Consider the following 25079-nt stretch of genomic DNA (forward strand, 5'->3'; position numbering starts at 1 on the left):
GTATGACAAATAGATCTTTTTAGAGAATACTCTTGGCCTGTCATAAAATATTTTACATAGATTTCTTTTAATTCAATAATGAGAACGTTAGTCTACACTGACAAAATTTAAATAAATGTATTATTATAAGTTAAATTACTTAATTGAGGGTATCATGAAGAAAATAATAATAGCATTTTTAATTTCTTTTTTGACTATTTCACTCTTTGCAGGTGGTTCTTCTGAGAAGCCAGCTATTGAAATAAAGAATGTAATTACAATGGCTATTCCAGTAGACCCAGATGGATTAGATCCTCAGCTTACAGCATCTGCAAGTACATTCCAAATTACTAGCAATATATATGAATCATTAATTACTGTAGATGAAAATGGTGAGTTTATCCCAGCATTAGCATCGTCTTGGAAGGTTAGTGATGATGGCCTTTCTATTACCTTTACTCTTAGAGATGGTGCTGTTTTCTCAAATGGTAAGGTTTGTGATTCAAGTGCAGTTAAGGCTTCCTTTGAGCGTTTGATGAGCGAAATTAGTGTGAGAAGAGCAGATTATGCCTTCATTACCTCAATTAATACACCAGATAATAAAACAATAGTTTTCAACTTTGATTCCTTAAATGTAGCAGCTCTTTCATCATTTGCTTATCCATGGGCAGCTGTTGTTGATGCTACTAGTGAGAATCTTAGAAATAAACCAGTTGGAACAGGTCCATATGTTTTAACAAGGTGGGTTGCTCAGCAGGATATAGTTTTAGATAGAGCTCCAAGCTACCCATATGAAGTTAAAAACGATGGAGTTAGATTTGTTATAATGCCTGACTTAACTGCTGAAATTACAGCACTTGATGCAGGTGAAGTCGATTTAATTTTAATCACAGGTGATTTAGCATCAGCTGTAGAAAATAAGGGATACAACATTATTTCTGTTGCTGGAAATGGCTTACAGCTAATGGCTATGAACTGTAATAATCCAGCTCTAAGCGATGTTAGAGTAAGACAAGCAATAAACCTCGCAGTTGATAAGGATGAAGTAATTGAGGCTGTTTGGTGGGGCTATGGAGAGAAGATTGGTTCTCACTTCCCAGTAGTATTAAAGGACTATGTTGATTTATCAAACACATACTCATACAACGTAGAAGAGGCTAAGAGATTACTAAAAGAAGCAGGATATGAAAGTGGATTAACTCTTGATATGTATCTACCAAAGAACTATCAAGAGTATGTAAATGCTGGATTAGTTATTGCCGCTTCTCTTGAAAAGGTTGGTATTAAGATTAATATCAACATAGTTGAATGGGCTTACTGGCTTGGTGAAGTATATGTTGGTAGAAACTACGATTTAACAGTAGTTGGACATACTGGAAGACTGGACCCATATGCATTATTAGTTAAATATCTTTCATATGGAAATGAAAACTACTTTAACTATAAAAATAGTGAGGTTGATAGCCTTCTAGAGAAATATCAAAGTGAGCTTGATGATAGTAAGAGAAGTGAGTATGTTAAGAGAATACAAACAATTCTTGCTCAGGAGGTTCCAGCTCTCTACATCCAGGATCCTATTCAGATATTTGTTTCACAGGGTAATGTTCATGGATTTAAGGCTTATCCAATTAACATTTATCAAATGAAGGAAGTATATAGAGAGAAATAAATGCTGAAATATATACTAAAAAGGTTTTTATCATCTTTAGCAGTACTGTTCTTTGTTACATTAATTACATTTTTTGTAATCTCAGTACTGCCTGGAGATCAAGCGATACTCGCATTAGGGCTCGATGCAACGCAGGAAAGCTTAGATGCTCTTCGCTCTTCTCTTGGACTTGATAGACCTTTTTTAGTTCGTTATTTAGAGTGGTTGTTTTCTGCAATTAGATTTGATTTAGGCACTTCATCTGTATATGGTGAAAGAGTTATTAATCTAATTGTTTCAAGACTTCCAGTTACATTTTTCCTAACACTTTTTTCAATAATAATTGCTTCATTAATATCTGCAGCTTTAGGCTTAATTGCTTCATTAAATAAGGGAAGAGTTGCAGATGGAGCAATTAGAACAACAGTCCTCGCAATATCATCTCTTCCATCCTTTTGGATATCACTGCTTTGTCTAGTATTCTTTTGTGGAAAGCTAAAGTGGTTCCCTGTAAATGGATATACAGCTCCTTCAGTTAATGTTTTTGAATTTATAAGAAGTATGGTATTACCATCCTTTATATTAGCATTTGGTGAAATTGCACTTATGACTAGAATGTTCTATTCATCTCTAGTTAGGTCCCTCTCTGATGATTATATGATTGCATGCGAGGTTAAGGGGTTATCACGACTCAGAGCATTAATTCACTATGGAGTTAGAAGTGCAATTATTGCACCAATAACACTAATTGGTAACCAAGCTGCAAAGCTATTTGGTGGCACAGTAATAGTAGAAACTGTCTTTTCACTTCCTGGTATTGGCCGCTTATTACTTGTTTCTGTTGAACAGCATGATATAGCTCTTCTAGAGGGTGTTGTATTATTTATCACAGTTATGGTTGTGCTAATGAACTTCTTAACAGATATAGCAGTAGCCTTAGCAGACCCTCTAATTAGACTTTCAGGAGGAGAAAAGTGAAGAAGCATAAATTTACTCTATACTTTGGTATCCTCTTAATATCGATTATATTAATACTCTTTTTTATTTCCTTTATTTATTTGCCTTATCCTGTAGAGGAGATGAATATTAAAGGAAGATTTCTTCCGCCTTCTAAAGCTCATCTTTTAGGAACTGATCACTTTGGACGAGATATATTTTCAAGAGTATTAGTTTCAACACGTTCAGCACTAGCTGTAAGTGTTTCCTCTGTATTTATTGGCTCTGTTTGTGGTCTTATATTAGGTGCAATTGCAGCGCTATCACCTGTAGCAATAGAGAGTATATTAATGCGTTTTGTAGATGCTTTAATGGCATTTCCTGGAATACTATCTGCTATGATGCTATCTGCAGTGCTAGGAAAGGGTGTTATCAATGCAAGTATTGCAATTGCATTCTTTATGGTTCCTGTTTTTGCACGACTATCATACTCTATGATTTTGGAAAACAGAAAAAAAGGGTATGTAAAGGCGGCACGCAGCTATGGCGCATCAACAATTAGATTAGTTGTTTTCCATATGCTCCCAGATATGATAACACGCCTAATTACTCAGCTTTCTACATCTATTGGAACAGCAATTTTAACTGAATCCTCTCTATCATTTTTAGGCTTAGGCATACAGCCGCCTGGAGCAAGTCTTGGACTTATGCTCTCTGAAGCTAAGGGGTATGTTTTAACATATCCATCACAAGCAATATGGCCTGGTTTAGTCCTTGCCATTGCTGTATTAGGGTTCTGTATGCTTGGAGATGGAATAAACTCACTACTTCATGGAGAGAAGTCCTATGAGTGATATATTAAAGCTAAATAAGATATCGGCTCATGATGATGCAAGAACACTCTTAAAGGATGTTTCTTTAAGCTTAGGAGAAAATGAAACTATAGCCTTTATTGGTGAGTCAGGTTCAGGAAAGACTATAACGCTAAAAGCAATTTTAGGGTTACTTCCAGATGATATTAAGATAAGCCATGGCTCTGTAGAAATCTGCGGAAAGGACATTTATAGCTTAAATAAAAAGGAAAAGAGAAGGTTTTTAGGCTCTCACATCGGATTTGTTGCCCAAAATACAGTTAATTATCTACATCCACTTTTGAGAGTTGGTGTACAAATGACAGATGGGTACATTACATTTAATGGTAAAAAAAGTAAGAGTGAAGCATATGAAAAGGCAGCTAAGCTTTTAACTAGTGTAGGAATTCAGGATCCAGATAGAGTTCTATCCTCTTATCCTTCACAGCTTTCTGGAGGTATGAGACAGAGAGTAAATATTGCAACAGCTTTAATGATGAATCCTTCTATGTTACTTTCTGATGAACCAACAACCGCTCTTGATAAGGTTGTTCAAAAGCAGGTAATAGATTTATATCTCTCACTTTTAAAGGAGAGAGCTCTATCATTAGTGCTTGTAAGCCACGATCTATTCTTTGTAAATAAAATAGCCGATAAGGTAGCTGTATTTTATTCTGGTCAGGTTGTTGAAATTGGTCTTAAGGATGAGGTGCTATCAAATCCACTACATCCATATACTAAGGCTCTATTAGCTCTTTCTCCTTCTATGGATATGGATAAGAGGAAGCCTTTAAACGAGATTAAGGGTTATATTAGTGAGGAAGATAGGTCTAGAGTCGGCTGTCCATTCTTCTCTCGCTGTCCATATTCATCAAAGAGCTGTGAGCAGGAAGTAAAGGAAAGCTTTGTTACACCTACTCATTGTGTTAAGTGTACTCTTATCTCAGGAGGCCAAATATGATACTTGAAGCAACTGCAATTACAAAGGATTTTAAAGTAAAGCAGAAAAAGTTTAGAGCCTTAGATAGAGTATCCTTTGCACTTGATGAAAAAGAGGTGCTTGGAATTGTTGGTGAGTCTGGATCAGGAAAGAGTACTCTTGGTGAGATAGTTGGTGGACTTCAAAAGCCAACCTCAGGAAGTGTCTATTACGATGGTAAGGATATTTCTAATTTAAATGGAGATGATAAGAAGCTATTTAGACGTTCTGTTCAATTTGTATTTCAGTCTCCTAAGGAAACTATGAACCCATACTTTTCAATAAGAACTATCTTAGCTGAGCCTTTAAGAATAAACTATAGAAAGCTTTCAAAAACAGAGATTGAAAGATCTATCTCAGATATGCTAATTAGAGTTGGAATGGACCCTAAAAATACACTTTCCTATAGGCCTTCTCACTTTTCAGGGGGACAGCTTCAAAGAATAGCAATTGCTAGAGCTCTCTTACTTGATCCTAGAATTTTAATTTGTGATGAATGCACATCCTCATTAGATGTATCCTTACAGGCACAAATTTTAAATTTATTAGTTTCATTAAAGAAAGAAATCGGGGTTTCTATGATTTTCATAAGCCATGATATTAGTGTAGTTAGATATATTTCTGACCGTATTATGGTAATGAAGGATGGCCATGTAGTAGAAATTGGTGAAAGTGATGAAATAATTACTAGCCCAAAGGATAGCTATACAAAAACACTTGTAGAGACAGCATATAGGTAGAATGATGAAGGTTACAATATTAGGTACAAATGGTGGATATGTAAGTGCAGGGGAAGCAAATTCATCTATTTTAATAGAGAATAACGATGATAGAGTTATTATTGATATGGGCTCTGGAGTACTTTCTAACCTTGAAAGAGTATGCTCTCTAGATAAGATAAATAATGTTGTAATAACACATGCTCATAGCGATCACTTTAGTGATGCTTTAGTTGCTGTATATGGAAGACTTATCTCAAAGCAGCTAAAGAGAGAGGTTCAAGATCTAGTCTTTCATGGTCCTGATGATTCTTTATTAAAAGAAAAGCTAAAACTAGAAAATGTATCCTCATACAGTGTAATAGATGAGGATACAGTGTTAAATATTGGTTCTCTTAAGCTAACCTTTTATAAAACAATTCATGGTGTTACTTGCTATGCTGTTAAATGTGAAGTAGATGGAAAGAGTGTATTTTATACCTCTGATACATCCTATAGTGAAAAGCTAATAAAAGAGGCTAAGGGCTGTGATTTGCTACTATGTGAATGTTCGATTTTAAAAAAGTATGGATCAGGAAGTAGAATTGGTCACATGAATACAGCTGAGTGTGCTGCTTTTATCAAAGAAACAAAAGCAAGCAAGGTAAGGCTGGTTCACTTACCTTGCTATTTGCATTATTCAATTATAGAAAATGAATGTGGATATGAGTGTGCAAAAAGTCTTGAAGAAATAATCCTTTAACTTTTATTCACATCCTAGGTGTATTAATAATAGGACGTGCTAGGCTATGGGCTAAGCTTACAGTGCTATTACCTTTTCTAGCTTTATCAAGACATCTGTCACATAAAATAGTTGTAGAGTCTTTATCTTCAATAATATTTGTAGCCATTGCTCTGCGGCAAACATTGCATTTATTATATGGAAGCTTATTTCTTGCTTGTAATCTGACACATCGTTTATAAGGAATTCCTCTTTCTATCCTTTTTATCTCAACTGTTAGATTTGTTGGAGAACTAAAGTAATGTGTATATCTAAGCTTAGTAATATCCTTTGCAGCTTCTTTGATAGAAATATCCATTCCTAAGCAATCAGGGGAAGGCTTAGAGCTATATTTTTTTCCATCTATTTCAAATTCACTTGTTAGCTCACTTTCCTTGAACCAAATCTTACGTAAATAAGTATCGATTGCAGATAGCTTAGTGGTTTCATATACTTCAATAACCATCCAATACTCTGTTTTTATTTCATCTCTCAGTAAAATGGTATAAAGCTCACACTCTTCTTTACCTGAATTTGGTTTTTCTAATTTTCTACATCTGCCAAGATGACTTATGATACCTGTTGCATGAATTTCTTTTTCACAGCACATACATACACCAATATTATTTACAGCCATAATACTCCCTCTTCTTCTATTATAACTGACGGATGCTAGGAGTAAAGGATAAATTAAAAAACTTCAATTCTAACTAAAATTATGGTTTAAATATGGACCTTTTGATTTTTACTACATCAGCCTTTAAAAAAGATAAATACTTTATTTTAATATTGCTTAAAAGGGTGATAAAATTCTTACATGAAAAAGAACCTTATCATTACAGCTATTTTAGTTATTGCTTGCTTTTTAGCAATTTTCATTGCTTCTCTAATTCAAAGTGATTGGAATAGAGTTGAAATTGAGACAGGTATCATTGAAATAGATGATGGAAACATAGCTTATAAATTATACACACCAAAGGGTGCAAAGGACGCTCCTGGTGTATTACTGCTTCATGGCTATCAAAATGACCATGAAACTAGTGCTGCATATGCAATAGAGCTTGCAAGAAGAGGTGCTGTTGTACTTGCAATAGATGAATATGGACATGGTGATACTACTATCCCGATGAGAAGTAGAGGATATACAAACCATAAGGTAAGTGTTAACTATGGAAATGATAGTGAGAGTGATAAAACCTATGTCGAGATCAGTGGACCTCTTAGATATAAGGTTTTAATGAACTTCTCTACCTTATCCTTCTTTAATGATAGATATTCTAAAGGTAGTGATGGCTCTGCTGTTGTTGATAGCTCAATGGGTGGTATAGCTGCTTATGCATTCTTATCCTCTCTTGAAGAAGTAGATCCAACTAGACTCGCAATTTCTGGACACAGTATGGGAACCTGGGCATCTTGGTCAACGGCTGCAGCATACTCAGGTGCTGTAAATTCAAATGGTGTGGATATTACACCTAAAGCAACTGTTTTACAGTGTGGTGAGCTATTTAGAAATAGTATTTATGATAGTAAAATAAAGTTTAATAATGTTCTTTTACTACAAGCAAAGTACGATGAATTTAATTACTTTAGAGATTATCAGAACTTTGTAACAGATGATATCTTAGATACTCCAATTCGAACTGAGTTCTTAGGTGTTGATGCAAACCAAAGCGAATGGAATACAACATTTGGCTCATTTGCTGATGGTAGTGCAAGAAGAATAGAGCTTTTAAATACAAACCATAGATTAACAACTCATGACTCTCATGGTATGAGAGCTGCACTTGAGTGGTTTGATAGTGCAATAAATCTTGATTCCTCAATAGCACCAACTAACCAAGTATTTATGATTAAGGAAGCTTTAGTATTTTTAGCTATGCTTTTAGCTATCTTCTCAATGATTTCCTTTATGAACGTTCTAATTTATACTCCTTTCTTTAAAGATGTAGTAACAGGTATTCCTAACCGTCCTAATAAGGATAAAAGTGGTAAGGTATGGTGGAAGAACTGTATTATCACAATGTTAATTGCAGGCTTCACTTACCCATTTTTAACTCAGCTTGGACATGGGTTATTACCTTTAAATGAGAATATCTTTAGAATGACTATTGGAAATGGCTTCTTGAGCTGGTATCTATTCTTAATAGTTGTAATGCTATTTACTACTATTATTCCAATAAAGAGAGCAAAGAAAAAGGGTGTAATTATCGATATGGCAGACTTAGGCTTTGCTTCTGAGAAGAGCCCAAAGCACTTTGATTTCAAGCTACTAGGAAAAGCGTTATTACTAGTTATTTCTATGCTTTTATTGATGTATGTAGAGCTATTTATCGCAGTAAAGGTATTTACTTTAGACTTTAGATTTATATGGCCTTTCTTTAGATTGTTCTCATTTGAAAGATTTATCCAGTTCTTAGTATATATCCCTGTATTTGCAATTTTCTTCCTACTAAACAATAGTAAGATCTTTGCATCAAATAGAAGGCCAGAAGCTAGACTATCAGGTGGTAAAGCATTCTTCTCAAATTGGTATCATAATGCATTATCAATGGTAGGCGGTATCCTAATAATTGTATTAATTGAGTACATCCCATTCTTCCTCGGAATAGGCCCAGGAGCAGATTTGCTATTTACTCCTACCTTTGGAGGTCCTTTTATGTCTCTATTAATCGTATTTGTTCCTCAAGTATTAGTATTCTCTCTCCTTTGTACATATATCTATAAGAAAACTGGAAATGTATTTACAGGTGCTCTGCTAGTTGCATCAATGGCTTGTTGGATTGTTACAGGAGGAAGTGCAATACTATAAATAAACTCTTATAGCAGGCTATTTTGTAAATATCTCTTACGTAAGAAAACTCATTACTAACAATAATGAGTTTTCTTTACAAATAAAGCTGCTTTTCTATTAGTTTTATTTTTGCTGTGCTACAATAGCTTTTGGAGGGATTATGATTATTTACCAAGCAACTAAGAAAGAGTTTATTAACGATTGTAAGCAAAGAAGAATTGCTGATGCTGTTAAGAAAATGTATGAGAAAAATCTTGGAAAGGCTCATAAGGCTGAAGTAATTGCATGGGAAAACTCTCTTACTTGCATGGCTAATGTAATTGATACTCCATTAATTGATGATAACACTACTGTTTGCGCAGAATACAGACTTCCTAACTGTGGTAGTAGAATAGATTTTATTATTGCTGGTGAAAATAGCTTAGGTGAAGATAATGTAGTAATAGTTGAGCTAAAGCAATGGACAAAAGCAGAGGTTGATGAAGATAAGAAGCTAGTAAATACCTTTGTTGGAAATGCTAATAGATATGTTAATCATCCATCATATCAAGCTTGGTCATATGCTATTACGTTAGAAAACTATAATGAAGCTATAGAGAGTGATAATATAAAGCTATTTCCTTGTGCTTATTTACATAACTACACATATTTTGATGGTGATAAAATAAATGATAGCTTTATCTATCCAGAGATTAAAAATGCTCCTATTTTCTTTCGTGATTACGGAGAAAAGCTAAGAAGCTTTATTACAGCTCATGTTGTTAAGCCAGATAAAAAATCTATTATTGAAAGAATTGATAATGGTAGGATTAGGCCCTCTAAATCACTGCAGGATGTGTTTGCAAATATATTGAAAGGTAAAGATGAATTCCATTTACTTGATGAACAAAATGTTTTCTTTCAAAACATAATGGCAGTAGTTAATCGTAGTACTATTTTAAGAAATAAACAGGTATTTATTATTGAGGGTGGACCTGGGACTGGTAAGAGTGTATTAGCAATAAACTTATTAGCTGAAGCAATAAAAAAAGAAAAAACAGCAGCATATGTAACTAAAAATGCTGCTCCTAGAAATGCTTATTTATCTATATTGGCAGGGGACGATAGATTTGAGAAAAAAGAATATAAAGGGATGTTCTTATCCTCAGGGCAGCTTTTGAGTGTTAAGCAAAATACATATGATGTACTATTAGTTGATGAAGCGCATCGTTTAAATGAGAAGTCTGGAATTTTTCATAACCAAGGTGAAAACCAAATAAAAGAAATAATTAATGCATCATTAATTTCTGTATTCTTTATCGACGAGATGCAAAAGATATCATCATACGATATTGGTTCTGTTGCAGAAATAATTTCTTGGGCTGAGAGATTTGGAGCTGATATTCATCAAGGAAAGCTTTTATCACAGTTTAGATGTAATGGTAGTGATGGTTATATGAGCTTTTTAGATGATGTATTAGATATAAAGCATGATTATTACACCTTTGATCCTGAGGATTATGACATTAGAGTAGTTGATGATCCAAAGGCTATGATGAGTGAAATTAAGCGTCTAAATCTTAAGGATAATAAAGCAAGAATGCTTGCGGGCTATTGTTGGCCATGGCTATCTAAAAAAGATAGAGCCTCACAGGATATTGTCATTCCTTCAAAGGATTTTTCTGCTCAATGGAACTTTAGTAATACTGAGACATGGGCTATTGATAAGGATTCTGTTGATCAAATTGGATGTATTCATACTAGTCAAGGCTTAGAGTTTAGCTATGTAGGAGTTATAATTGGTGATGACCTTAGATATGAAAATGGAAGGGTTATTACAGATTACAAAGCTCGTGCTAAATCAGATCAATCACTATCTGGGCTTAAGGGACTTTGTAACAAAGGGAATAAAGAGGCTTTAAAGCAGGTTGATTTTATTATCAGAAATACATATAGAACCTTATTATCAAGAGCGATGAAGGGTTGCTTTGTTTATTGTACAGATAAAGCTCTATCAAATTATCTAAAGCAGAAGATAGAAGATAATAAGAAAAAGGTTAATGAGTTTTATAGCTTGATGGTTTCAAGTCCTGAAGTAAATTACTAGCTTATATACAGCTTAAATCTACTTTCTTATATTTGAATGATGATTTACATAAAAACTAACCTATTATGTCTTATCACATAACTGTAAGGATACTATTTATTGCATAGAGAATGCTTTTTCCCTTTAATTAAGATTTTATGGATGAATTATAAATATATGCTTGATTATCTTATAAAATTATAATATTTAATCCGAAATAGCAATGTTAGATAAACTTATTAAGAATATTAATAGCTCTTCTTAAGACATTTATATCAAGATTAGAGTAGCTGATTATAAAATCATGAGTAACCTTCTTCTTAGATGAGTAATCAGAGAGGGCTGCTATTTTTATTTTTTCTTTTTCAAGAAGCACTTTTATTTCTTCATCTGTATATGCTGTGTTTAAGCGAAGAATATAGTGTAAGCCTAAATCCTTTTGTTAGTACTCTTGCTCATCAGCATCATCTGTAACAAATTTAGCATCACACATTCTCAGTATTAGTTCCTCTGAGATAAGCTTATCAAGGCTATCCATTAGTTTCACTATGAATCATTAATTGTTACATCTTAGAATGCATATCATCACAAGCATAAATAGTGTCGATAAAAAGAAATAGTTATGAAAATAGGCAAGTACACAAAAACTTGCCCCTACAATTAATTCTTATTTGATGATTCTTTTTCTAAAATCTTTATGAATTCAAAAATAGAACTGTATGTTTTTGAATTAGCTTCCTTTTGTTCCATATTAGCTACTGCAACCATTCTTTTATTCCATAACTGCGATTCTTGCACTGAAGTTAATATAGACTTTTTATAATTATCCCAGTTGGGTAAGCCTCTAAGCATTCGCACACAATTTTGACTTGAAAGTTCTGCTTCTGATGGTTTTTTATAATGTGCGATAAACCATATTTCTATACAAGGATTACTAATCAAAAGAATACCGTCACATTGTTTTAAGTTTTCTACAACCTCTGGTAAATCGGCATCATACATAAAAAAGGTCTTAATTGATTCTTCTGAGCCAGTCAAATCTTTCTTATAGCGGTTAACAATTTTTTGTGAAATTTTGCTTCCAATGATCTTAGGAACAATTTTTATAGGAAGCCTATAATATTGTCGTAAAAAGTTTACGTAGTTTTCTTCTGTTTCTCCTTCACAAAGAACTAGAAATTGAGGCCTCATCTTTCTTGGTATTGATTTTCTTTCTCTTGCCATCAGTTCTCCTCAAGAAGATTTTTTATAGTTGCAACAGAAGAGTTAATATATGGAACTGCATCAAATCTACCTTGCAAGTAGCATTTTTCAGCATCCATATTCTCTCTAAAATCTTTAAAATCAAAAAGAGAATAAACTTCTGTAGAACCATCTTCTTTTTTGTTTGTAAAAAGAATTTGATCTCTACGCATCTTTTTTATATTCAAGAGGTTCGTATTATGACTTGTGAATAATAACTGCGCTGACTTAGAAGCATTAATTAAATCTAGAATGAATTGTGCTAGTTCTGTATGAAGGCTTGCATCAAATTCATCAAGAATAAGCGTTTTTCCATTTTTGCAAACATCAAGAAGAATGAGAAGTAGATTAAAAATTTGAATAGTGCCAGCAGATTCTTCACCTTCTAGATTAAAAGTAATATCAGGATTTCTTTTATGTACAGTATAAAAATTAATTATTTCTACAGTCTTAATTGTATTTGGTGAAAGTGGCATTCCTTTTCTTGAAATATTAAAAGTATCAGCAATAAAAGGAGTGCTTTCAACTTTTACATTCATGTCAGTAATATCACTATCTGCCATTTTTAAAGCTTCTATAATTAATTTTTTATTTTCATTGAATAAATCAACTGCGTATTGTCCAGAAAGCTGAGGAAGACCTATAAGTAATTCTGTCCTAAAGTAATTATAAATTTTCTTAGCAATCTCTCTGTCCATCTGACTAGCTCTACTTATAAAGAGTGTTGTTTTTCCTGTGCTTTGAGCTACATCGAGTGGCTTGATAAAAAGGCCTTCACCAAAACTGTATATATCTGATTTTTTTGTACCTGCTGATTCATCTCTTGTAAATATTTTAGCTCTTCTTTTTCCTGGATAATAATAAAGCTCTTCTGTAAGAATTTGATTTCTTGTTAGAGTAAAGGAATATTCATATTCTATTCCATCAGTTATAAAATTTATGAAAAAGGAGCTTGGCTTTTCATAATACCCATCAAACTTGAATGGAATGAATGAAAAAACTACACCTTCATTATTCTGGAAAGAATCTATAACAAGCTGTCTGCAAAAAAATGCAGCTTTTATTATGCTAGATTTTCCTGAAGCATTAGGGCCATAAATTCCTTGCACTTTTAACAGAGTTTCTTCATTTACAGTGAAAATATTATCAGCTAAATTCTTAGCAGCAACAGTCTTGATATTCCCAGCCTTAAAATCAATGCATACTTCTTCTTTGATTGAGAAAAAGTTTGCAAATCTCATTTCTAAAAGCATAAACACTCCATATTTGTAGAATTACTACAAATATAATAGATTTAGGCGGTAAAATCAAGCTTGTATCCAATCTCTAGTGAATTTGAAATAATATCCCATAATATCGTTTATCAAAGATAAGTATTTAGGATACTAAGTGCTCTTCTTAAGACATTAATATCAAGATTGGAGTAGCTGATTATAAAATCATGATTAACCTTCTTTTTAGATGAGTAATCAGAGAGGGCTGCTATTTTTATTTTTTCTTTTTCAAGAAGTGTTTTTATTTCTTCATCTGAATATGATGTATTTAAGCGAAGAATAAAGTGTAAGCCTGAATCATTTTCAATAATTGAGACCTTATTCTTTATTTCACTATTTAAGATTTCATTAATAACACGATTTCTTTGTTTTATGTAAAATAGTCTCATTCTATTAATGTGCTTTTCAAAATATCCTTCCTCTATAAATGCAGAAAGTGTTAGCTGCTCGAAGCTTGGAACAGTTGAGGAATAAAATGAGAGCTTTTCATTAAACAGTGCTGCAAGCTTTTGGGGAAGCACCATATAGCTTATTCTTATCGATGGAGCTAGAGACCTTGAGAAGGTATTTAAATATATTACCTTCTCAGAGCCATCTAATAAAAATAGTGTAGGATGTGGGTTTTTCGATACTCTAAACTCACTATCGTAATCATCCTCTATAATATATCTACCTTCATCTTCTGAAGCCCAAGATAGTATTTCATATCTTCTTTTTAGTGGCATTGTTACACCAGTTGGGAAGTGATGGTTAGGGCTAATATGAAGTATATTAGCATTTGTTTTATTTAATTTATCTACATTAAGTCCTTCACTATCAAGCTCAACTAATGAGAAATCAACATTATTTGCACTATATATTTTTGCAAGCTTATCATATCCAGGGTCCTCAATAGCAAAGTGCTTATCTCTTCCAAGTAATTGAATTACTAGTGAGTAGAGGTACTCTGTACCTGCTCCAATTATTATTTGCTCAGGATTAACAACCATAGATCTAAAGGAGTATAGATGCTTAGCAATAGCACATCTAAGCTCATCCATACCAGCTGCTTGAATAGGAGCAAGGAGCCTTGAGCTATCTTGCCCAATAATTCTTCTCATTAAACGTGACCAAACAGAGAAGGGAAAGTTTGCTACACTAATATTTGTATTAGAGAGATTATCATAATAGGGCTTACTTTCTGATGCTTTATAAATTAATAGAGGCTTTTTAATGTTTTTGTTCCCTGCTACATAGTACCCCTTCTTTTCGATAGCTGTAATATACCCTTCACTAATAAGCTGGTCATATGCATTTTGAATTGTTATGGTACTTAAGCTATAGTTTCTTGCAAGGGTTCTTTTTGAAGGAAGCTTAAAGCCTTTTTCAAGTTTTCCTGAGATAATATCACTTTTTATAGCTTCATAAAGCTGCTGATACATTGGTCCCTTTGATTTATCTAGCTGGTATGTAAGCATCGAAAAACTCCTAATCTGGTAATAATAATATAAAATTTTTCTGAACATTTTTATATAACCAGATTGGTGATAATGTTGTGATATCAGAGGTTAAAAATGGACGCAGTAAAACAATATGAATTAAATAAGGGTTTAGCACAGATGCTTAAGGGTGGTGTAATTATGGATGTTACTACACCTGACCAAGCAAGAATTGCTGAGGACGCTGGTGCTTGTGCTGTTATGGCACTTGAAAGAATTCCTGCAGACATCAGAGCTGCTGGAGGGGTTTCAAGAATGAGTGACCCAAAGATGATTAAATCAATACAGAATGCAGTGTCAATTCCTGTTATGGCTAAGTGCCGAATTGGTCACTTCGTTGAGGCTCAAATTCTAGAAGCTATAGAAATTGATTACATCGATGAGTCAGAGGTATTAAGCCCTGCAGATGATTTATATCACATCAATAAAAGAGATTTTAAGGTTCCTTTTGTTTGTGGAGCAAGAGACCTTGGTGAAGCCTTAAGAAGAATCAATGAGGGTGCTTCTATGATTAGAACAAAGGGTGAGCCTGGAACTGGTGATGTAATTCAAGCTGTAAGACATATGAGAAAGATGAATGCTGAGATCAGGAAGGTAGTTTCTATGAGAGAGGATGAGCTATTTGAGGAGGCTAAGGCTTTAGCTGTTCCTTATGAATTAGTATTATATGTTCATCAAAATGGAAAGCTTCCTGTAGTTAACTTTGCAGCAGGTGGTGTTGCAACTCCTGCAGATGCAGCATTAATGATGCAGCTAGGAGCTGAGGGCGTATTTGTTGGTTCAGGTATTTTTAAATCAGGAAATCCTGCTAAGAGAGCAAGAAGCATAGTTCAAGCTGTTACAAATTATAGAGATGCAAAGCTTATTGCAGAGCTCTCTGAGGATTTAGGTGAGGCTATGGTTGGTATCAATCCTGATGAAATAAAGCTCATCATGGAAGAAAGAGGTAGATAATGGTAGGTGTTCTAGCTCTTCAAGGAGCCTTTAGGGAGCATATTGAAGCTTTAAATACTCTTGGTGCTGAAGCTAAGGAGATCAGAAAGCTTTCTGATTTAGCTAATCTCGATGGTATTATATTGCCAGGTGGAGAAAGCACAGTACAGGGAAAGCTTTTAAGAGAGCTAGATATGCTAAATCCTTTGAGAGATATGATATTATCAGGGCTTCCTGTACTTGCAACCTGTGCAGGGCTAATACTTCTTTCAAAGACAATTGAAAACGATAAAAACAGATATTTAGCAACACTTCCTGTAACAGTAAAGAGGAATGCTTACGGAAGACAGCTTGGATCCTTTATTACCAATGGTAAGGTTGGAGACTTTAATAATTTTGAAATGGTATTTATTAGAGCTCCATATATTACTGAGGTAGATAATAGTGTCGATGTATTATCAAAATATGATGATAAGATAACTGGAGTAAGGTATAAAAACCAAATTGCATTATCATTTCATCCTGAGCTATCAAAGGATACGCGGCTTCACGAGTTGTTCCTCTCTATAACAAAATAGAGTCTTTGTATATAGCCATAGCAAATTGCTATGGTTATTTTTTCTTTATGAAAAGATTTATTTTAATTTCTCTTGTAACTATTTTGTTTTTTTCATGCTCTACTACCACCCCAAGTGGAAAGACAATGAATATCTTACCTCTTGATATCTCAAGACCTGATTTTGAGATAGTAAGCGAGGATAATTACTCAAAGACAATGAGTGAAGAGGTTGAGCCATACCTTAATTCAATTAAAAGAAATGGAACACTCTCCTCTAATCGTGATGGACACAGAATATATTATGAAATATTCGATGTTGAAAATGAAAAAGGTAGTGTAGTTATTCTTCATGGCTTTACAGAGTTTATCAGAAAATATAGTGAGATTATCTTCTACTTTAATAGAGCTGGATATGACGTCTATATGATTGAGCACTATGGACATGGATACTCTGAGAGAAGAGCCGATGTATCAAATGAGCTTTCAAAGGTAGCTGTTGATGATTTTAATGTCTATACAGAGGATGTAAAGCAGTTTGTTGATGAGGTAGTTCTACCACTATCAAGGGATAATAAATTAGTATTATTTGGCCACTCGATGGGTGGTGGAATCGCAACTAGATTTTTAGAAATCTACCCTGATATTTTTGACTTTGCAATTCTATCCTCTCCAATGATTGGTATTAATATGGGAGCTGTACCTCAATGGGCTGCTAAATTCCTATCAGGCTCTGCTAATCTATTTGGCGCTGGAGATGGCTATATCTTTGGACACTATGATTGGGATGCTGTAGAAGCATTTTCTGATCCAGGATGCCCTGCTACAAGCTACCCTAGATACAAATACTTCTTTGATATGAGAACGGAGAATGAATATCATCAAACCTATGGAGCTACTTGGTCATGGCTAAATGCAGCTATAAAAGCTACAGAAAAGATGGTTAAGCAAAGTGAAGCAGAAAAGGTAAAGATTCCAGTTTTACTATTCCAAGCAGAATTTGATAGCTTAGTTAGAAATGATAAGCAATTAGAATTTGCTTCTAAGGCAGAAAGAGTACACGTTGTAATGTGCCCTGATTCTCACCATGAAATATTTAACTCTCCCGATGCGATTGCTAATGCATATTGGGTAACAGTATTTGATTTCCTTGATGGCTTAATTGATTAATTTTTTCATTATTTTTGTTAGTGGTTTGGTAGATAAAACATTTTATAAGACTACAGTTTAATAGTATAATTTTCTTTGAGGTGAAAGAATGAATATAGTTATTTTAGGTGGCGTCGCTGCTGGAACTAAGGTTGCAGCAAAATTGATGCGTCAAAATAGAAATAATAATGTCACTATTTATACTAAGTCTAAGGATATTTCATACGCAGGCTGTGGACTACCATACCACATAAGTGGTCTTATTCCTGATAAGGATAGCTTAGTTGTAAATACTCCTGAAAAGTTTTCAATGCTTACTGGTGTAAATGTTAAAACTGAGATGGAAGCAATTAAAATTGATCCTAATAGAAAGAGTGTATTATTTAAGGATAATACAGAGGTCACCTATGATAAATTAATTATCGCAACTGGAGCTACTCCTATAGTCCCAAATATTGAGGGTGTAGATAGATCTAATGTTTTCACACTTAGAACAGTTGAGGATGCTGTTAATATTAAGCGCTACATCGAAGAGAAGAGTGTTAAGAGTGCTGTTATAGTTGGTGCTTCCTTTATTGGTCTTGAGGTTGCTGAAAATATTAAAGCTAAGGGTGTTAATGTTACAGTTGCTGATTTAGCAGATCAGGTACTTCCAAACCTTTTTGATCCTGATATGGCACAATACATCAAAAAACAACTTATACAAAAGGGTATAAGGGTTGTTAATGGTGCAAAGCTAGAAGAGATTACAGATAGTGGTATTAAGACTACTCGTGGTGATATTACTGGTGAAATTGTAATCCTCGCTCTTGGTGTAAAGCCTGCAACAGATTTCTTACTCGATAGTGGTATTGAGCTTGAAAAAGGTGCAATTGTAGTTGATGACCAGCTAAGAAGCAATCTTGATGATATTTATGCAGCTGGAGACTGTGCTTTAGTTAGAAGTGTATTAACAGGTAAAAGAGCTTATTCTGCAATGGGATCAACAGCTAATATTACAGGAAGAATTCTTGCTAAGGCTTTAACAGGTGAGGATATTAAATATAGAGGCTGTCTTTCTACAGCAGTTCTAAAGCTATTTGATGGCTTAAATGCAGGTAGAACTGGTTTAACAGAGAAGAGTGCAGAGCTTGAGGGCTTTGATGCAATTAGTGTTTCCTTAGTTGTTGATGATAAGGCTCATTACTATCCTGGGAGTGGAAACTTTGTTATTAAGCTTGTTGCAGATAAGTCATCACACAAGGTATTAGGTGTGCAGGTAGTTGGACCTGGAGAAGTTGATAAAATTGTAGATACAGCTGTTACTGCAATATATATGGGCGCTAAATTAGAGGACCTCGATTCATTAGATCTATCATATGCACCACCATTCTCTACTGCGATTAATCCATTAGTACAGGCTAGCTATGTACTTGAAAACAAAATAAATGGTGTTCTCGATAGCTTTACTCCATATGAGTATATGTGTGGAAAGGCAGAGGGATATCAGGTTATTGATGTTAATAATTCTCCAACTATCCCTGGTGCAAAGTTTGTTGCCTTTGATAAGCTAGAGGAAACCTTTAAGGATACTCCTAAGGATGCAAAGCTACTTCTAGTTTGTGCTAGAGGAAGAAAATCTTATCTAGTTCAAAATAGACTTAAGGCTATGGGCTTTACTGCTACTAAATCTCTTGAGGGTGGAGTTAATCTTAATGATGTTAAAATTAAGTTTGCTGGTGCAATCCCTCCACAGGAGGTAAGAAGAGTAAAGGCTCTTGGCTGCTTACAGGATAAGAGATACCCAGATGTATTTAATGTAAGAATTATTACACGTAATGGTAAGATTACAGCTGAAGAGCAAAAGACTATTTGGGAAGCTTGTGAGAAGTTTGGTTCTGGAGAAATTACAATGACTACTCGTCTTACTCTAGAGGTTCAAGGCGTTAAGTATGAAAATATCCAGCCACTTATTGAATTCTTAAATGAGAGAGGGCTTTCAACTGGTGGCACAGGTAGCTTAGTAAGACCTGTAGTATCTTGTAAAGGTACTACCTGTCAGTATGGTCTTGCAGATACCTTCGCTCTATCTGAGAAGCTTCATGAGAAATTCTATGTTGGCTATCATGGTGTAACATTACCACACAAATTTAAGATTGCTGTTGGTGGCTGTCCAAATAACTGTGTTAAGCCAAATCTCAATGACCTTGGTATTGTCGGTCAAAATGTTCCTGTTTTTGATATTCAAAAATGTAAGGGCTGTAAGGTTTGTCAGGTAGTTAACAGCTGTCCAATTAAGGTTGCTAAGGTTGTAGATGGAAAGCTCTCTGTTGATCCAAATGAATGTAATAACTGCTCAAGATGTAAGGGTAGATGTCCATTTAAGGTTGCTGAGGAGTATGTTCCAGGCTACAAGGTATATGTTGGTGGACGCTGGGGCAAGAAGATCGCTCATGGAATCCCTTTAACTAGAGTTATAACAAGTGAAGAGGAGCTAATGGATGTAGTTGAAAAAGCAATCCTTCTTTTCCGTGATGAGGGTAAGAGTGGGGAGCGCTTTGCAGATACAGTAGCAAGACTCGGATTTGACTATGTTAATGATAAACTCCTCAATTCTAAGATTGACAAAGCTGCAATCTTGAATAAGGATGTAAAGGGCGGAGCAACCTGCTAATTAATAAAACACCTAAATATAGCTGCCATACTTGTACATAGGAAAGGGCCTTAAAAGAGATATTGTAGGTAATATAAAGTTGGTGATTTGCTACTTTGGGTGTTTGTATGAAAAAGATAATTATTTTTATTCTTATTGTTTTCCTGCTTTCAGCTTGTAGTAAAAAGGCTGAAAGTCAGGATTACTTTGTTTTTACAGATAATTTATCACGAGAGATAAGTGTTAAATCGTATGATAGAACTGCCGCTTTAATTGGAAGTTTAGCTCAAATATGGATGCTAGCAGGTGGTGATGTTGTTGCATGTCCTGATGATGGCTGGACAGATTTAGAGCTTGATTTATCTGAAGATACAGTTAACCTTGGAAAGATTTCTAAGCTAAATCTAGAGAGCTTGATAGCTGCAAAGCCAGATTTTATTTTAGCAAGTCCTAATAATAACCAGCAGCTTACCTGGAAGGATTCCTTTGATAGCATGAATATCCCTGCTGCTTATTTAGAGGTTTATGACTTTGATGATTACCTCCACGTTTTAGATATCTTTACAGATATGACTGGAAGAAAGGATTTATATCAAAAATATGGAGAAAGTGTAAAAGCAGAGATAGCTGAAATATTAAAACAAAAGCGACAGGATAGTCCTAAGGTACTATGTATGCTTGCATCGAGCGCATATCTTAAAGCAAAAAATAGTGAATCGAGCATTATGGGAGCAATGCTAAGTGAGCTTGGTTGTATCAATTTAGCAGATAGTGAGTCAAGCCTCTTAGAGAATTTAAACATTGAATATATCCTTAAGGAGGATCCTGAATATATCTTTATCACACAAAGAGGTGATGATGAGGAGGGAATGAAAAAATATGTCGCTACCTATTTTGATGAGCACCCTCTCTTTAAGGAGCTATCAGCTGTAAAGAATGGTAATGTCTACTTCATGGATAAAACACTATATAACTTAAAGCCAAACCATAGATGGGCTGAGGCCTATCGAGGGCTTTTAGAGATTCTAAATAAATGAAAAAGCATATTGTATTACTCTCTTTGCTTTTACTTATATTAACTATCCTATTAAGCTTAATGATTGGAAGTGTTGTTATCTCTCCCATTAAGCTATTTGAATCTATTTTTTCTTCAGATAGCTTTGAACGCTACATATTTTTCTATTCAAGACTTCCTAGAACAATAGCTTGTGTCTTTGCAGGAGGTGCTTTAGCAGTAGCTGGTGCAATACTTCAAAGTGTATTAGCAAATAATCTAGCAGCTCCTGGGATAATAGGAGTGAACTCGGGAGCTGGGCTTGCTGTAACACTCTCCTGTGCTATAGGAGTATCCTCTGGCCTTATGATGTCTCTTAGTGCCTTTATTGGTGCTATTATTACATCTCTATTCATAATGGTTATATCTGCAAGACTAAGAGCAAGTAGAACAACAGTATTGCTATGTGGCGTTTCTATGAACTACATTTTAGGAGCCCTAAGTGATACTCTAGTAAATCTTGTTCCAAGTGCGTCAATGAATGGTAGTGATTTCTTTGTGGGAGGCTTTTCCTCTGTCTCTGCAATTAGACTATACCCTGCTACTATAATTATTTTTATAGCTATTGCTTTAGCATGCACATTAACTAATGAATTAGAAATCCTCTCTCTAGGTGATGATGAAGCAATTTCATTAGGAGTAAATGTAAAGCGTCTTAGAGCTCTTTTTATAATACTCTCATCACTATTAGCGGGCTCTGCAGTTAGCTTTGCAGGGTTATTAGGGTTTGTAGGACTCTTAGTACCTAATGCTACAAGAAGAATATTAAAGAGGGATAGAAGATACTACATACTTCTATCAGCAATATTAGGCGGTATTATTGTTACACTTTGTGATATCATAGCCCGCTCCCTCTTTAGGCCATATGAGCTTGCTGTTGGTATTATAATGTCTCTTTTAGGTGGACCAGTATTTTTGTACCTAGTGCTAAAGAGGAGAAGAGCATGATAGCAATTAAAGACCTTTATAGTGGTTATGGAGATGATGATATCCTAAAGGGAGTATCGTTAAATATTTTAAATAATAAATTAACTGTAATAGCTGGTCCTAATGGGTGTGGAAAATCAACACTATTAAAAACTATTTCAGGAATAATAAAGAAAACTAGTGGTTCAATTTTTATTGATGATATTGATTTATCTAATATTTCGCCACTTGATAGAGCTAAGAGGATAGCTTATTTATCACAAAATAGGAGCGTTCCTGATATAGCTGTAAAGAATTTAGTTTTACATGGAAGATTTCCATATTTATCTTATCCAAGAAGATATAGAGCAGAGGATAGAGAAGCTGTTGATATGGCTCTTGAGAGGATGGGGATTGAAGGCTTAAGAGATAAAATGGTTTCTGAACTATCTGGTGGTGAAAGACAAAAGGTATATATTGCTATGGCACTTGCTCAAGGTAGTGATTATCTTCTCTTAGATGAGCCCACAACATTTTTAGATATTTCTCACCAATTTCAGCTACTAGATTTAGCGAAGGAGCTATGTAGTGAGAATAAGAGTGTAGTTATGGTACTTCATAACCTTGAGAGTGCTCTCTCAATTGCAGATAGCTTTATATTAATGGATAAAGGAAGGCTTTTATTTGAGGGTAGTGTTGATGATGTTTATTCCTCAAAACTAATTGATAAGGTATTTAATGTTGAAATTAAGAAGGAGAGTGACCATTGGTGGTGTAAGAAAAAGCTTTAGTTTTTAATTACACTGTCAAAGCCATTACTTTGATATTCATTACCATCCTTATCTGTCCAGAGAGCAACACCATTATATTTATCTAATAGCCTCTGTCCATCCTCTTGGTTCATTAAAAATAGTGCAGTAGAAAGTCCATCTGCAACACCTGAATCTGGAACGATAACAGAAACAGCCTTCCAATATTGTGCTGGCATCAATGTATCTGGATCAATTATATGGTGATATTGAACTCCATCAACCTCGTAGTAGCGTTGATAGTCTCCACTAGTAACTACAGCCCCCTTATCAAGAATAACCTTTTGCTTATAGTTTCCTTCACTCTTTTGAGTATCCTGAAGACCTACTACCCAAGGCGATCCATCTGGCTTAGATTTTGTTGAGGCAACATTTCCACCAACACTAATTAATAAGCTAATATCTATATTTTCAATAGCCTTTTGGGTTGCATACCCCTTAGCAATAGCACCAACATCAAGTCTAATGTTAGGATCCTCAAAGAATACAGTATTATTATCATCATCTACTATGACCTTATCTAAGTCACAATGCTTACTTTCTGCTATTAATTCATCCATATCTGGAAGATATGCATTTAGTGGATCATATAACCCATCCTCTCTAGCCTCATGCCAAAGAGCAAGTACACTTCCAAGTGCTATGTTAACCTTATGGTTACTTTCTTTATATATTTCTTTTGAAAATAGAATTAAATCAATAATTCTTTGATCTACCTTAACAGGTGCAATACCTGCAGTATCATTTACATTTTTAAGGTTCACAATACCATCATATGTATTATAAATATCATAGAGCCTATGATAGGTTAGCATTTCATCATGTATTTGCTTTGTGATGGTATTAAACTCCTCCTCACTTTCTGCATAACCCACTATAGAGGTTACAGTATCAAAAAGTGAGAGATATGTTGCGCTATAACGCTCTAGTGCAATACCGGATGTCTCTTTTTTAGTACATCCGGTAAGTGCAATGATAAATGTTAATAATATTATTATCCATCTACCTTTTTTCAATTCTTACAGTCCTTATTTCGCAAGCTTTGCAATTAGATCTGTGAAGTTAGAAAGAGCAAGAGTTACAGAAGAAACTAAGTCAACATCTGTAGCTACACCCTTTTCGTTTACAGCTGTAGACATTACTGCATCGATAGTCTTACCTGTTGCATAAGCACAGAATGATTCTGCCTGGAGATACCATTCTCTACCGATTGAGCTTGCCTTAGCCATTCCATAAGCTTCCTTAAGCTCATTCTTTGTCTTTACATAAGCTGCATCAGAGGTAACTTCACCCTTTGCATTGAACTTAACTGTTGGCTGTACAGCGTCAACGATCATAGATGTGATGACATCACCATCAACTGTGATAGCTGCAACTGTAGCATATGTCTGAGTCTGTCCATCACCCTTGCTTGTAGCATCCTTACTCTTAGCATTGTTTGTATAATGTGTAAGGTAGAGTGTGTCACCGCTCTTAGCACCTAAGCTCTTTGCGTTATCCATTGCCTTTACGATTGCTTCAATAATATCACTATAACCGATTGTTGCAGAAGATGCTAAGTCAATTTCATTGCGTGATGCAGAAGAAACTGTAACCTGCTTTACTTCATCAGCTGTTAAGCCAACTACATACTTAGCAATTGCAGCTGCCTGTTCATTCAATTCCTTACCAATTTGACAAATTAACCGCCGAGAAAGCCCACGCGCCTTGGCCGTGAGATGAAAGGTGGTAATGCGTAATGCCATAAAATATGCTATAATGATGTCATGCGGACACTGACAGTAAAACTGTACAACAGCGATGACTTCGGATACCTTAGTGATATGATAAATATTGCCGGGATCATATACAACACGGCACTGACAATCATACAGGACCACTATACCGAAACTGGGAAGCTTTTGGATAAATACGAACTCCAGAAACAGCTCCGTGATCTTCGCAACGAGGATGAAAACCACCACTGGCGTTATGTGGGAAGTCAGGCGGTACAGGAGATAACCGACAGGATATACAGAGCGTACCGGCTGTTTTTCACTAACAGGGAGAAGGGAGTCAAATGTTCGCCACCCCGTCGTCGCAAGGTCAAAAAGTACAAAAGCGTCACCTACAAACAGGCGGGATACAGATTCCTTACTGGCGGACGTATCAGCATAAACGGACACATCTACAGATACTGGGACTCCTATGAGTAAACGTGTTTTCAGCTGATATTTAAGTTTTTTTCCGATTGTATGAAAATTCTTCTAAAAGGACGAAAACAACATGTATAATCACTATCCAGAGCAAACAAGACGTAATGTAGTAGCAGCTCATAG

The 25079-nt window shown here is 34.8% G+C and carries 23 protein-coding genes; 16 read left to right on the forward strand and 7 right to left on the reverse strand.

Features of this window, described 5'->3' with window-relative positions; all coding sequences use genetic code 11:
• Positions 1-154: 154 nt before the first annotated feature.
• The 6 genes from FYJ80_RS10470 to FYJ80_RS10495 are packed head-to-tail and all read left to right on the forward strand — an operon-like array spanning position 155 to position 5854.
• Positions 155-1648, forward strand: a complete 1494-nt coding sequence (locus FYJ80_RS10470) for an ABC transporter substrate-binding protein (RefSeq protein ID WP_206361072.1) — start codon at positions 155-157, stop codon at positions 1646-1648.
• Positions 1649-2605, forward strand: coding sequence for an ABC transporter permease (locus FYJ80_RS10475; protein WP_154426689.1), 957 nt, complete (start codon positions 1649-1651; stop codon positions 2603-2605).
• Positions 2602-3417, forward strand: a complete 816-nt coding sequence (locus tag FYJ80_RS11990; RefSeq protein WP_154426691.1) for an ABC transporter permease — start codon at positions 2602-2604, stop codon at positions 3415-3417. Before FYJ80_RS10475 ends, FYJ80_RS11990 begins: the two co-directional genes overlap by 4 nt.
• The gene (locus tag FYJ80_RS10485; protein WP_206361073.1) at positions 3410-4375 is read left to right on the forward strand and encodes an ABC transporter ATP-binding protein; all 966 of its coding nucleotides are present in this window, start codon (positions 3410-3412) and stop codon (positions 4373-4375) included. Before FYJ80_RS11990 ends, FYJ80_RS10485 begins: the two co-directional genes overlap by 8 nt.
• The gene (locus tag FYJ80_RS10490; protein WP_154426695.1) at positions 4372-5133 is read left to right on the forward strand and encodes an ABC transporter ATP-binding protein; all 762 of its coding nucleotides are present in this window, start codon (positions 4372-4374) and stop codon (positions 5131-5133) included. Before FYJ80_RS10485 ends, FYJ80_RS10490 begins: the two co-directional genes overlap by 4 nt.
• 4 nt (positions 5134-5137) lie before the next feature.
• Positions 5138-5854: an MBL fold metallo-hydrolase gene (locus FYJ80_RS10495; RefSeq protein ID WP_206361074.1), complete on the forward strand. Its 717-nt coding sequence runs from the start codon at positions 5138-5140 to the stop codon at positions 5852-5854.
• A gap of 7 nt (positions 5855-5861) precedes the next feature.
• On the opposite strand, the gene FYJ80_RS10500 is transcribed toward FYJ80_RS10495, so the two are convergent.
• On the reverse strand, positions 5862-6509 hold the full coding sequence (locus FYJ80_RS10500; RefSeq protein WP_154426699.1) for a hypothetical protein: 648 nt from the start codon (positions 6507-6509) through the stop codon (positions 5862-5864).
• Between the two features lie 180 nt (positions 6510-6689).
• Here FYJ80_RS10500 and FYJ80_RS10505 point away from each other — a divergent pair, with 180 nt between their 5' ends.
• Together FYJ80_RS10505 and FYJ80_RS10510 are read left to right on the forward strand one after the other, a co-directional pair.
• The gene (locus tag FYJ80_RS10505; RefSeq protein ID WP_154426701.1) at positions 6690-8681 is read left to right on the forward strand and encodes a hypothetical protein; all 1992 of its coding nucleotides are present in this window, start codon (positions 6690-6692) and stop codon (positions 8679-8681) included.
• Between the two features lie 142 nt (positions 8682-8823).
• Positions 8824-10749: a DUF2075 domain-containing protein gene (locus tag FYJ80_RS10510; RefSeq protein ID WP_154426703.1), complete on the forward strand. Its 1926-nt coding sequence runs from the start codon at positions 8824-8826 to the stop codon at positions 10747-10749.
• Positions 10750-10954: 205 nt separating this feature from the next.
• Here the strand turns inward: FYJ80_RS10510 and FYJ80_RS10515 are convergent, their stop codons facing one another.
• The 4 genes from FYJ80_RS10515 to pdxR all read right to left on the reverse strand — a co-directional run bounded on the left by FYJ80_RS10515 (position 10955) and on the right by pdxR (position 14701).
• Positions 10955-11104, reverse strand: coding sequence for a hypothetical protein (locus FYJ80_RS10515; RefSeq protein ID WP_154426705.1), 150 nt, complete (start codon positions 11102-11104; stop codon positions 10955-10957).
• A gap of 284 nt (positions 11105-11388) precedes the next feature.
• Positions 11389-11952 (reverse strand): RloB family protein, encoded by a 564-nt coding sequence (locus FYJ80_RS10520; protein WP_154426707.1) that lies wholly within the window; start codon positions 11950-11952, stop codon positions 11389-11391.
• Positions 11952-13223 carry an AAA family ATPase gene (locus FYJ80_RS10525; protein ID WP_154426709.1) on the reverse strand — a complete coding sequence of 424 codons (1272 nt, stop codon included), beginning with the start codon at positions 13221-13223 and terminating at the stop codon, positions 11952-11954. The genes FYJ80_RS10520 and FYJ80_RS10525 overlap by 1 nt, the downstream gene beginning before the upstream one ends.
• A gap of 110 nt (positions 13224-13333) precedes the next feature.
• Positions 13334-14701, reverse strand: coding sequence for a MocR-like pyridoxine biosynthesis transcription factor PdxR (gene pdxR / locus FYJ80_RS10530; protein ID WP_154426711.1), 1368 nt, complete (start codon positions 14699-14701; stop codon positions 13334-13336).
• Between the two features lie 96 nt (positions 14702-14797).
• On the opposite strand from pdxR, the gene pdxS reads away from it, so the two are divergent.
• The 7 genes from pdxS (at position 14798) to FYJ80_RS10565 (ending at position 22743) form a co-directional block, all read left to right on the forward strand.
• The gene (gene pdxS, locus FYJ80_RS10535) at positions 14798-15676 is read left to right on the forward strand and encodes a pyridoxal 5'-phosphate synthase lyase subunit PdxS (protein WP_154426713.1); all 879 of its coding nucleotides are present in this window, start codon (positions 14798-14800) and stop codon (positions 15674-15676) included.
• Positions 15676-16233 (forward strand): pyridoxal 5'-phosphate synthase glutaminase subunit PdxT, encoded by a 558-nt coding sequence (pdxT, locus tag FYJ80_RS10540; protein ID WP_154426715.1) that lies wholly within the window; start codon positions 15676-15678, stop codon positions 16231-16233. Before pdxS ends, pdxT begins: the two co-directional genes overlap by 1 nt.
• A gap of 47 nt (positions 16234-16280) precedes the next feature.
• Positions 16281-17381 carry an alpha/beta fold hydrolase gene (locus tag FYJ80_RS10545; RefSeq protein WP_154426717.1) on the forward strand — a complete coding sequence of 367 codons (1101 nt, stop codon included), beginning with the start codon at positions 16281-16283 and terminating at the stop codon, positions 17379-17381.
• An 88-nt stretch (positions 17382-17469) separates the two neighbouring features.
• Positions 17470-20013: an FAD-dependent oxidoreductase gene (locus FYJ80_RS10550; protein WP_154426719.1), complete on the forward strand. Its 2544-nt coding sequence runs from the start codon at positions 17470-17472 to the stop codon at positions 20011-20013.
• A 107-nt stretch (positions 20014-20120) separates the two neighbouring features.
• On the forward strand, positions 20121-21029 hold the full coding sequence (locus FYJ80_RS10555) for an ABC transporter substrate-binding protein (protein WP_154426721.1): 909 nt from the start codon (positions 20121-20123) through the stop codon (positions 21027-21029).
• Positions 21026-21994 (forward strand): FecCD family ABC transporter permease, encoded by a 969-nt coding sequence (locus FYJ80_RS10560; protein WP_154426723.1) that lies wholly within the window; start codon positions 21026-21028, stop codon positions 21992-21994. The genes FYJ80_RS10555 and FYJ80_RS10560 overlap by 4 nt, the downstream gene beginning before the upstream one ends.
• Positions 21991-22743: an ABC transporter ATP-binding protein gene (locus FYJ80_RS10565; RefSeq protein WP_154426725.1), complete on the forward strand. Its 753-nt coding sequence runs from the start codon at positions 21991-21993 to the stop codon at positions 22741-22743. The genes FYJ80_RS10560 and FYJ80_RS10565 overlap by 4 nt, the downstream gene beginning before the upstream one ends.
• Here the strand turns inward: FYJ80_RS10565 and FYJ80_RS10570 are convergent.
• Entirely contained in the window at positions 22740-23777 is a 1038-nt protein-coding gene (locus FYJ80_RS10570) for an FAD:protein FMN transferase (RefSeq protein WP_206361075.1), read from the reverse strand. The genes FYJ80_RS10565 and FYJ80_RS10570 overlap by 4 nt on opposite strands.
• A 12-nt stretch (positions 23778-23789) precedes the next feature.
• Positions 23790-24506 (reverse strand): hypothetical protein, encoded by a 717-nt coding sequence (locus FYJ80_RS10575; RefSeq protein WP_154426727.1) that lies wholly within the window; start codon positions 24504-24506, stop codon positions 23790-23792.
• 21 nt (positions 24507-24527) lie between these two features.
• Between FYJ80_RS10575 and FYJ80_RS10580 the strand changes: the two genes are divergently transcribed.
• Entirely contained in the window at positions 24528-24956 is a 429-nt protein-coding gene (locus tag FYJ80_RS10580; protein WP_154426729.1) for a hypothetical protein, read from the forward strand.
• The last annotated feature ends 123 nt before the right edge of the window (positions 24957-25079 follow it).

Source organism: Bullifex porci (assembly GCF_009695635.1).
In the GTDB taxonomy this organism is placed as follows: Bacteria; Spirochaetota; Spirochaetia; order Sphaerochaetales; family Sphaerochaetaceae; genus Bullifex; species Bullifex porci.

Bases quoted from the DNA above. Each gene is read 5' to 3' on its own strand.
- FYJ80_RS10470 (WP_206361072.1), top strand. From the start codon at position 155: ATGAAGAAAATAATAATAGCATTTTTAATTTCTTTTTTGACTATTTCA.
- pdxR (WP_154426711.1), bottom strand. From the start codon at position 14,701: ATGCTTACATACCAGCTAGATAAATCAAAGGGACCAATGTATCAGCAG.
- FYJ80_RS10550 (WP_154426719.1), top strand. From the start codon at position 17,470: ATGAATATAGTTATTTTAGGTGGCGTCGCTGCTGGAACTAAGGTTGCA.
- FYJ80_RS10485 (WP_206361073.1), top strand. From the start codon at position 3,410: ATGAGTGATATATTAAAGCTAAATAAGATATCGGCTCATGATGATGCA.
- FYJ80_RS10575 (WP_154426727.1), bottom strand. From the start codon at position 24,506: ATGGCATTACGCATTACCACCTTTCATCTCACGGCCAAGGCGCGTGGG.
- FYJ80_RS10555 (WP_154426721.1), top strand. From the start codon at position 20,121: ATGAAAAAGATAATTATTTTTATTCTTATTGTTTTCCTGCTTTCAGCT.
- FYJ80_RS10560 (WP_154426723.1), top strand. From the start codon at position 21,026: ATGAAAAAGCATATTGTATTACTCTCTTTGCTTTTACTTATATTAACT.
- FYJ80_RS10475 (WP_154426689.1), top strand. From the start codon at position 1,649: ATGCTGAAATATATACTAAAAAGGTTTTTATCATCTTTAGCAGTACTG.
- FYJ80_RS10525 (WP_154426709.1), bottom strand. From the start codon at position 13,223: ATGCTTTTAGAAATGAGATTTGCAAACTTTTTCTCAATCAAAGAAGAA.
- FYJ80_RS10545 (WP_154426717.1), top strand. From the start codon at position 16,281: ATGAAAAGATTTATTTTAATTTCTCTTGTAACTATTTTGTTTTTTTCA.
- FYJ80_RS10490 (WP_154426695.1), top strand. From the start codon at position 4,372: ATGATACTTGAAGCAACTGCAATTACAAAGGATTTTAAAGTAAAGCAG.
- FYJ80_RS10565 (WP_154426725.1), top strand. From the start codon at position 21,991: ATGATAGCAATTAAAGACCTTTATAGTGGTTATGGAGATGATGATATC.
- FYJ80_RS10505 (WP_154426701.1), top strand. From the start codon at position 6,690: ATGAAAAAGAACCTTATCATTACAGCTATTTTAGTTATTGCTTGCTTT.
- FYJ80_RS10580 (WP_154426729.1), top strand. From the start codon at position 24,528: ATGCGGACACTGACAGTAAAACTGTACAACAGCGATGACTTCGGATAC.
- FYJ80_RS10510 (WP_154426703.1), top strand. From the start codon at position 8,824: ATGATTATTTACCAAGCAACTAAGAAAGAGTTTATTAACGATTGTAAG.
- FYJ80_RS10495 (WP_206361074.1), top strand. From the start codon at position 5,138: ATGAAGGTTACAATATTAGGTACAAATGGTGGATATGTAAGTGCAGGG.
- pdxS (WP_154426713.1), top strand. From the start codon at position 14,798: ATGGACGCAGTAAAACAATATGAATTAAATAAGGGTTTAGCACAGATG.
- FYJ80_RS10500 (WP_154426699.1), bottom strand. From the start codon at position 6,509: ATGGCTGTAAATAATATTGGTGTATGTATGTGCTGTGAAAAAGAAATT.
- FYJ80_RS10520 (WP_154426707.1), bottom strand. From the start codon at position 11,952: ATGGCAAGAGAAAGAAAATCAATACCAAGAAAGATGAGGCCTCAATTT.
- pdxT (WP_154426715.1), top strand. From the start codon at position 15,676: ATGGTAGGTGTTCTAGCTCTTCAAGGAGCCTTTAGGGAGCATATTGAA.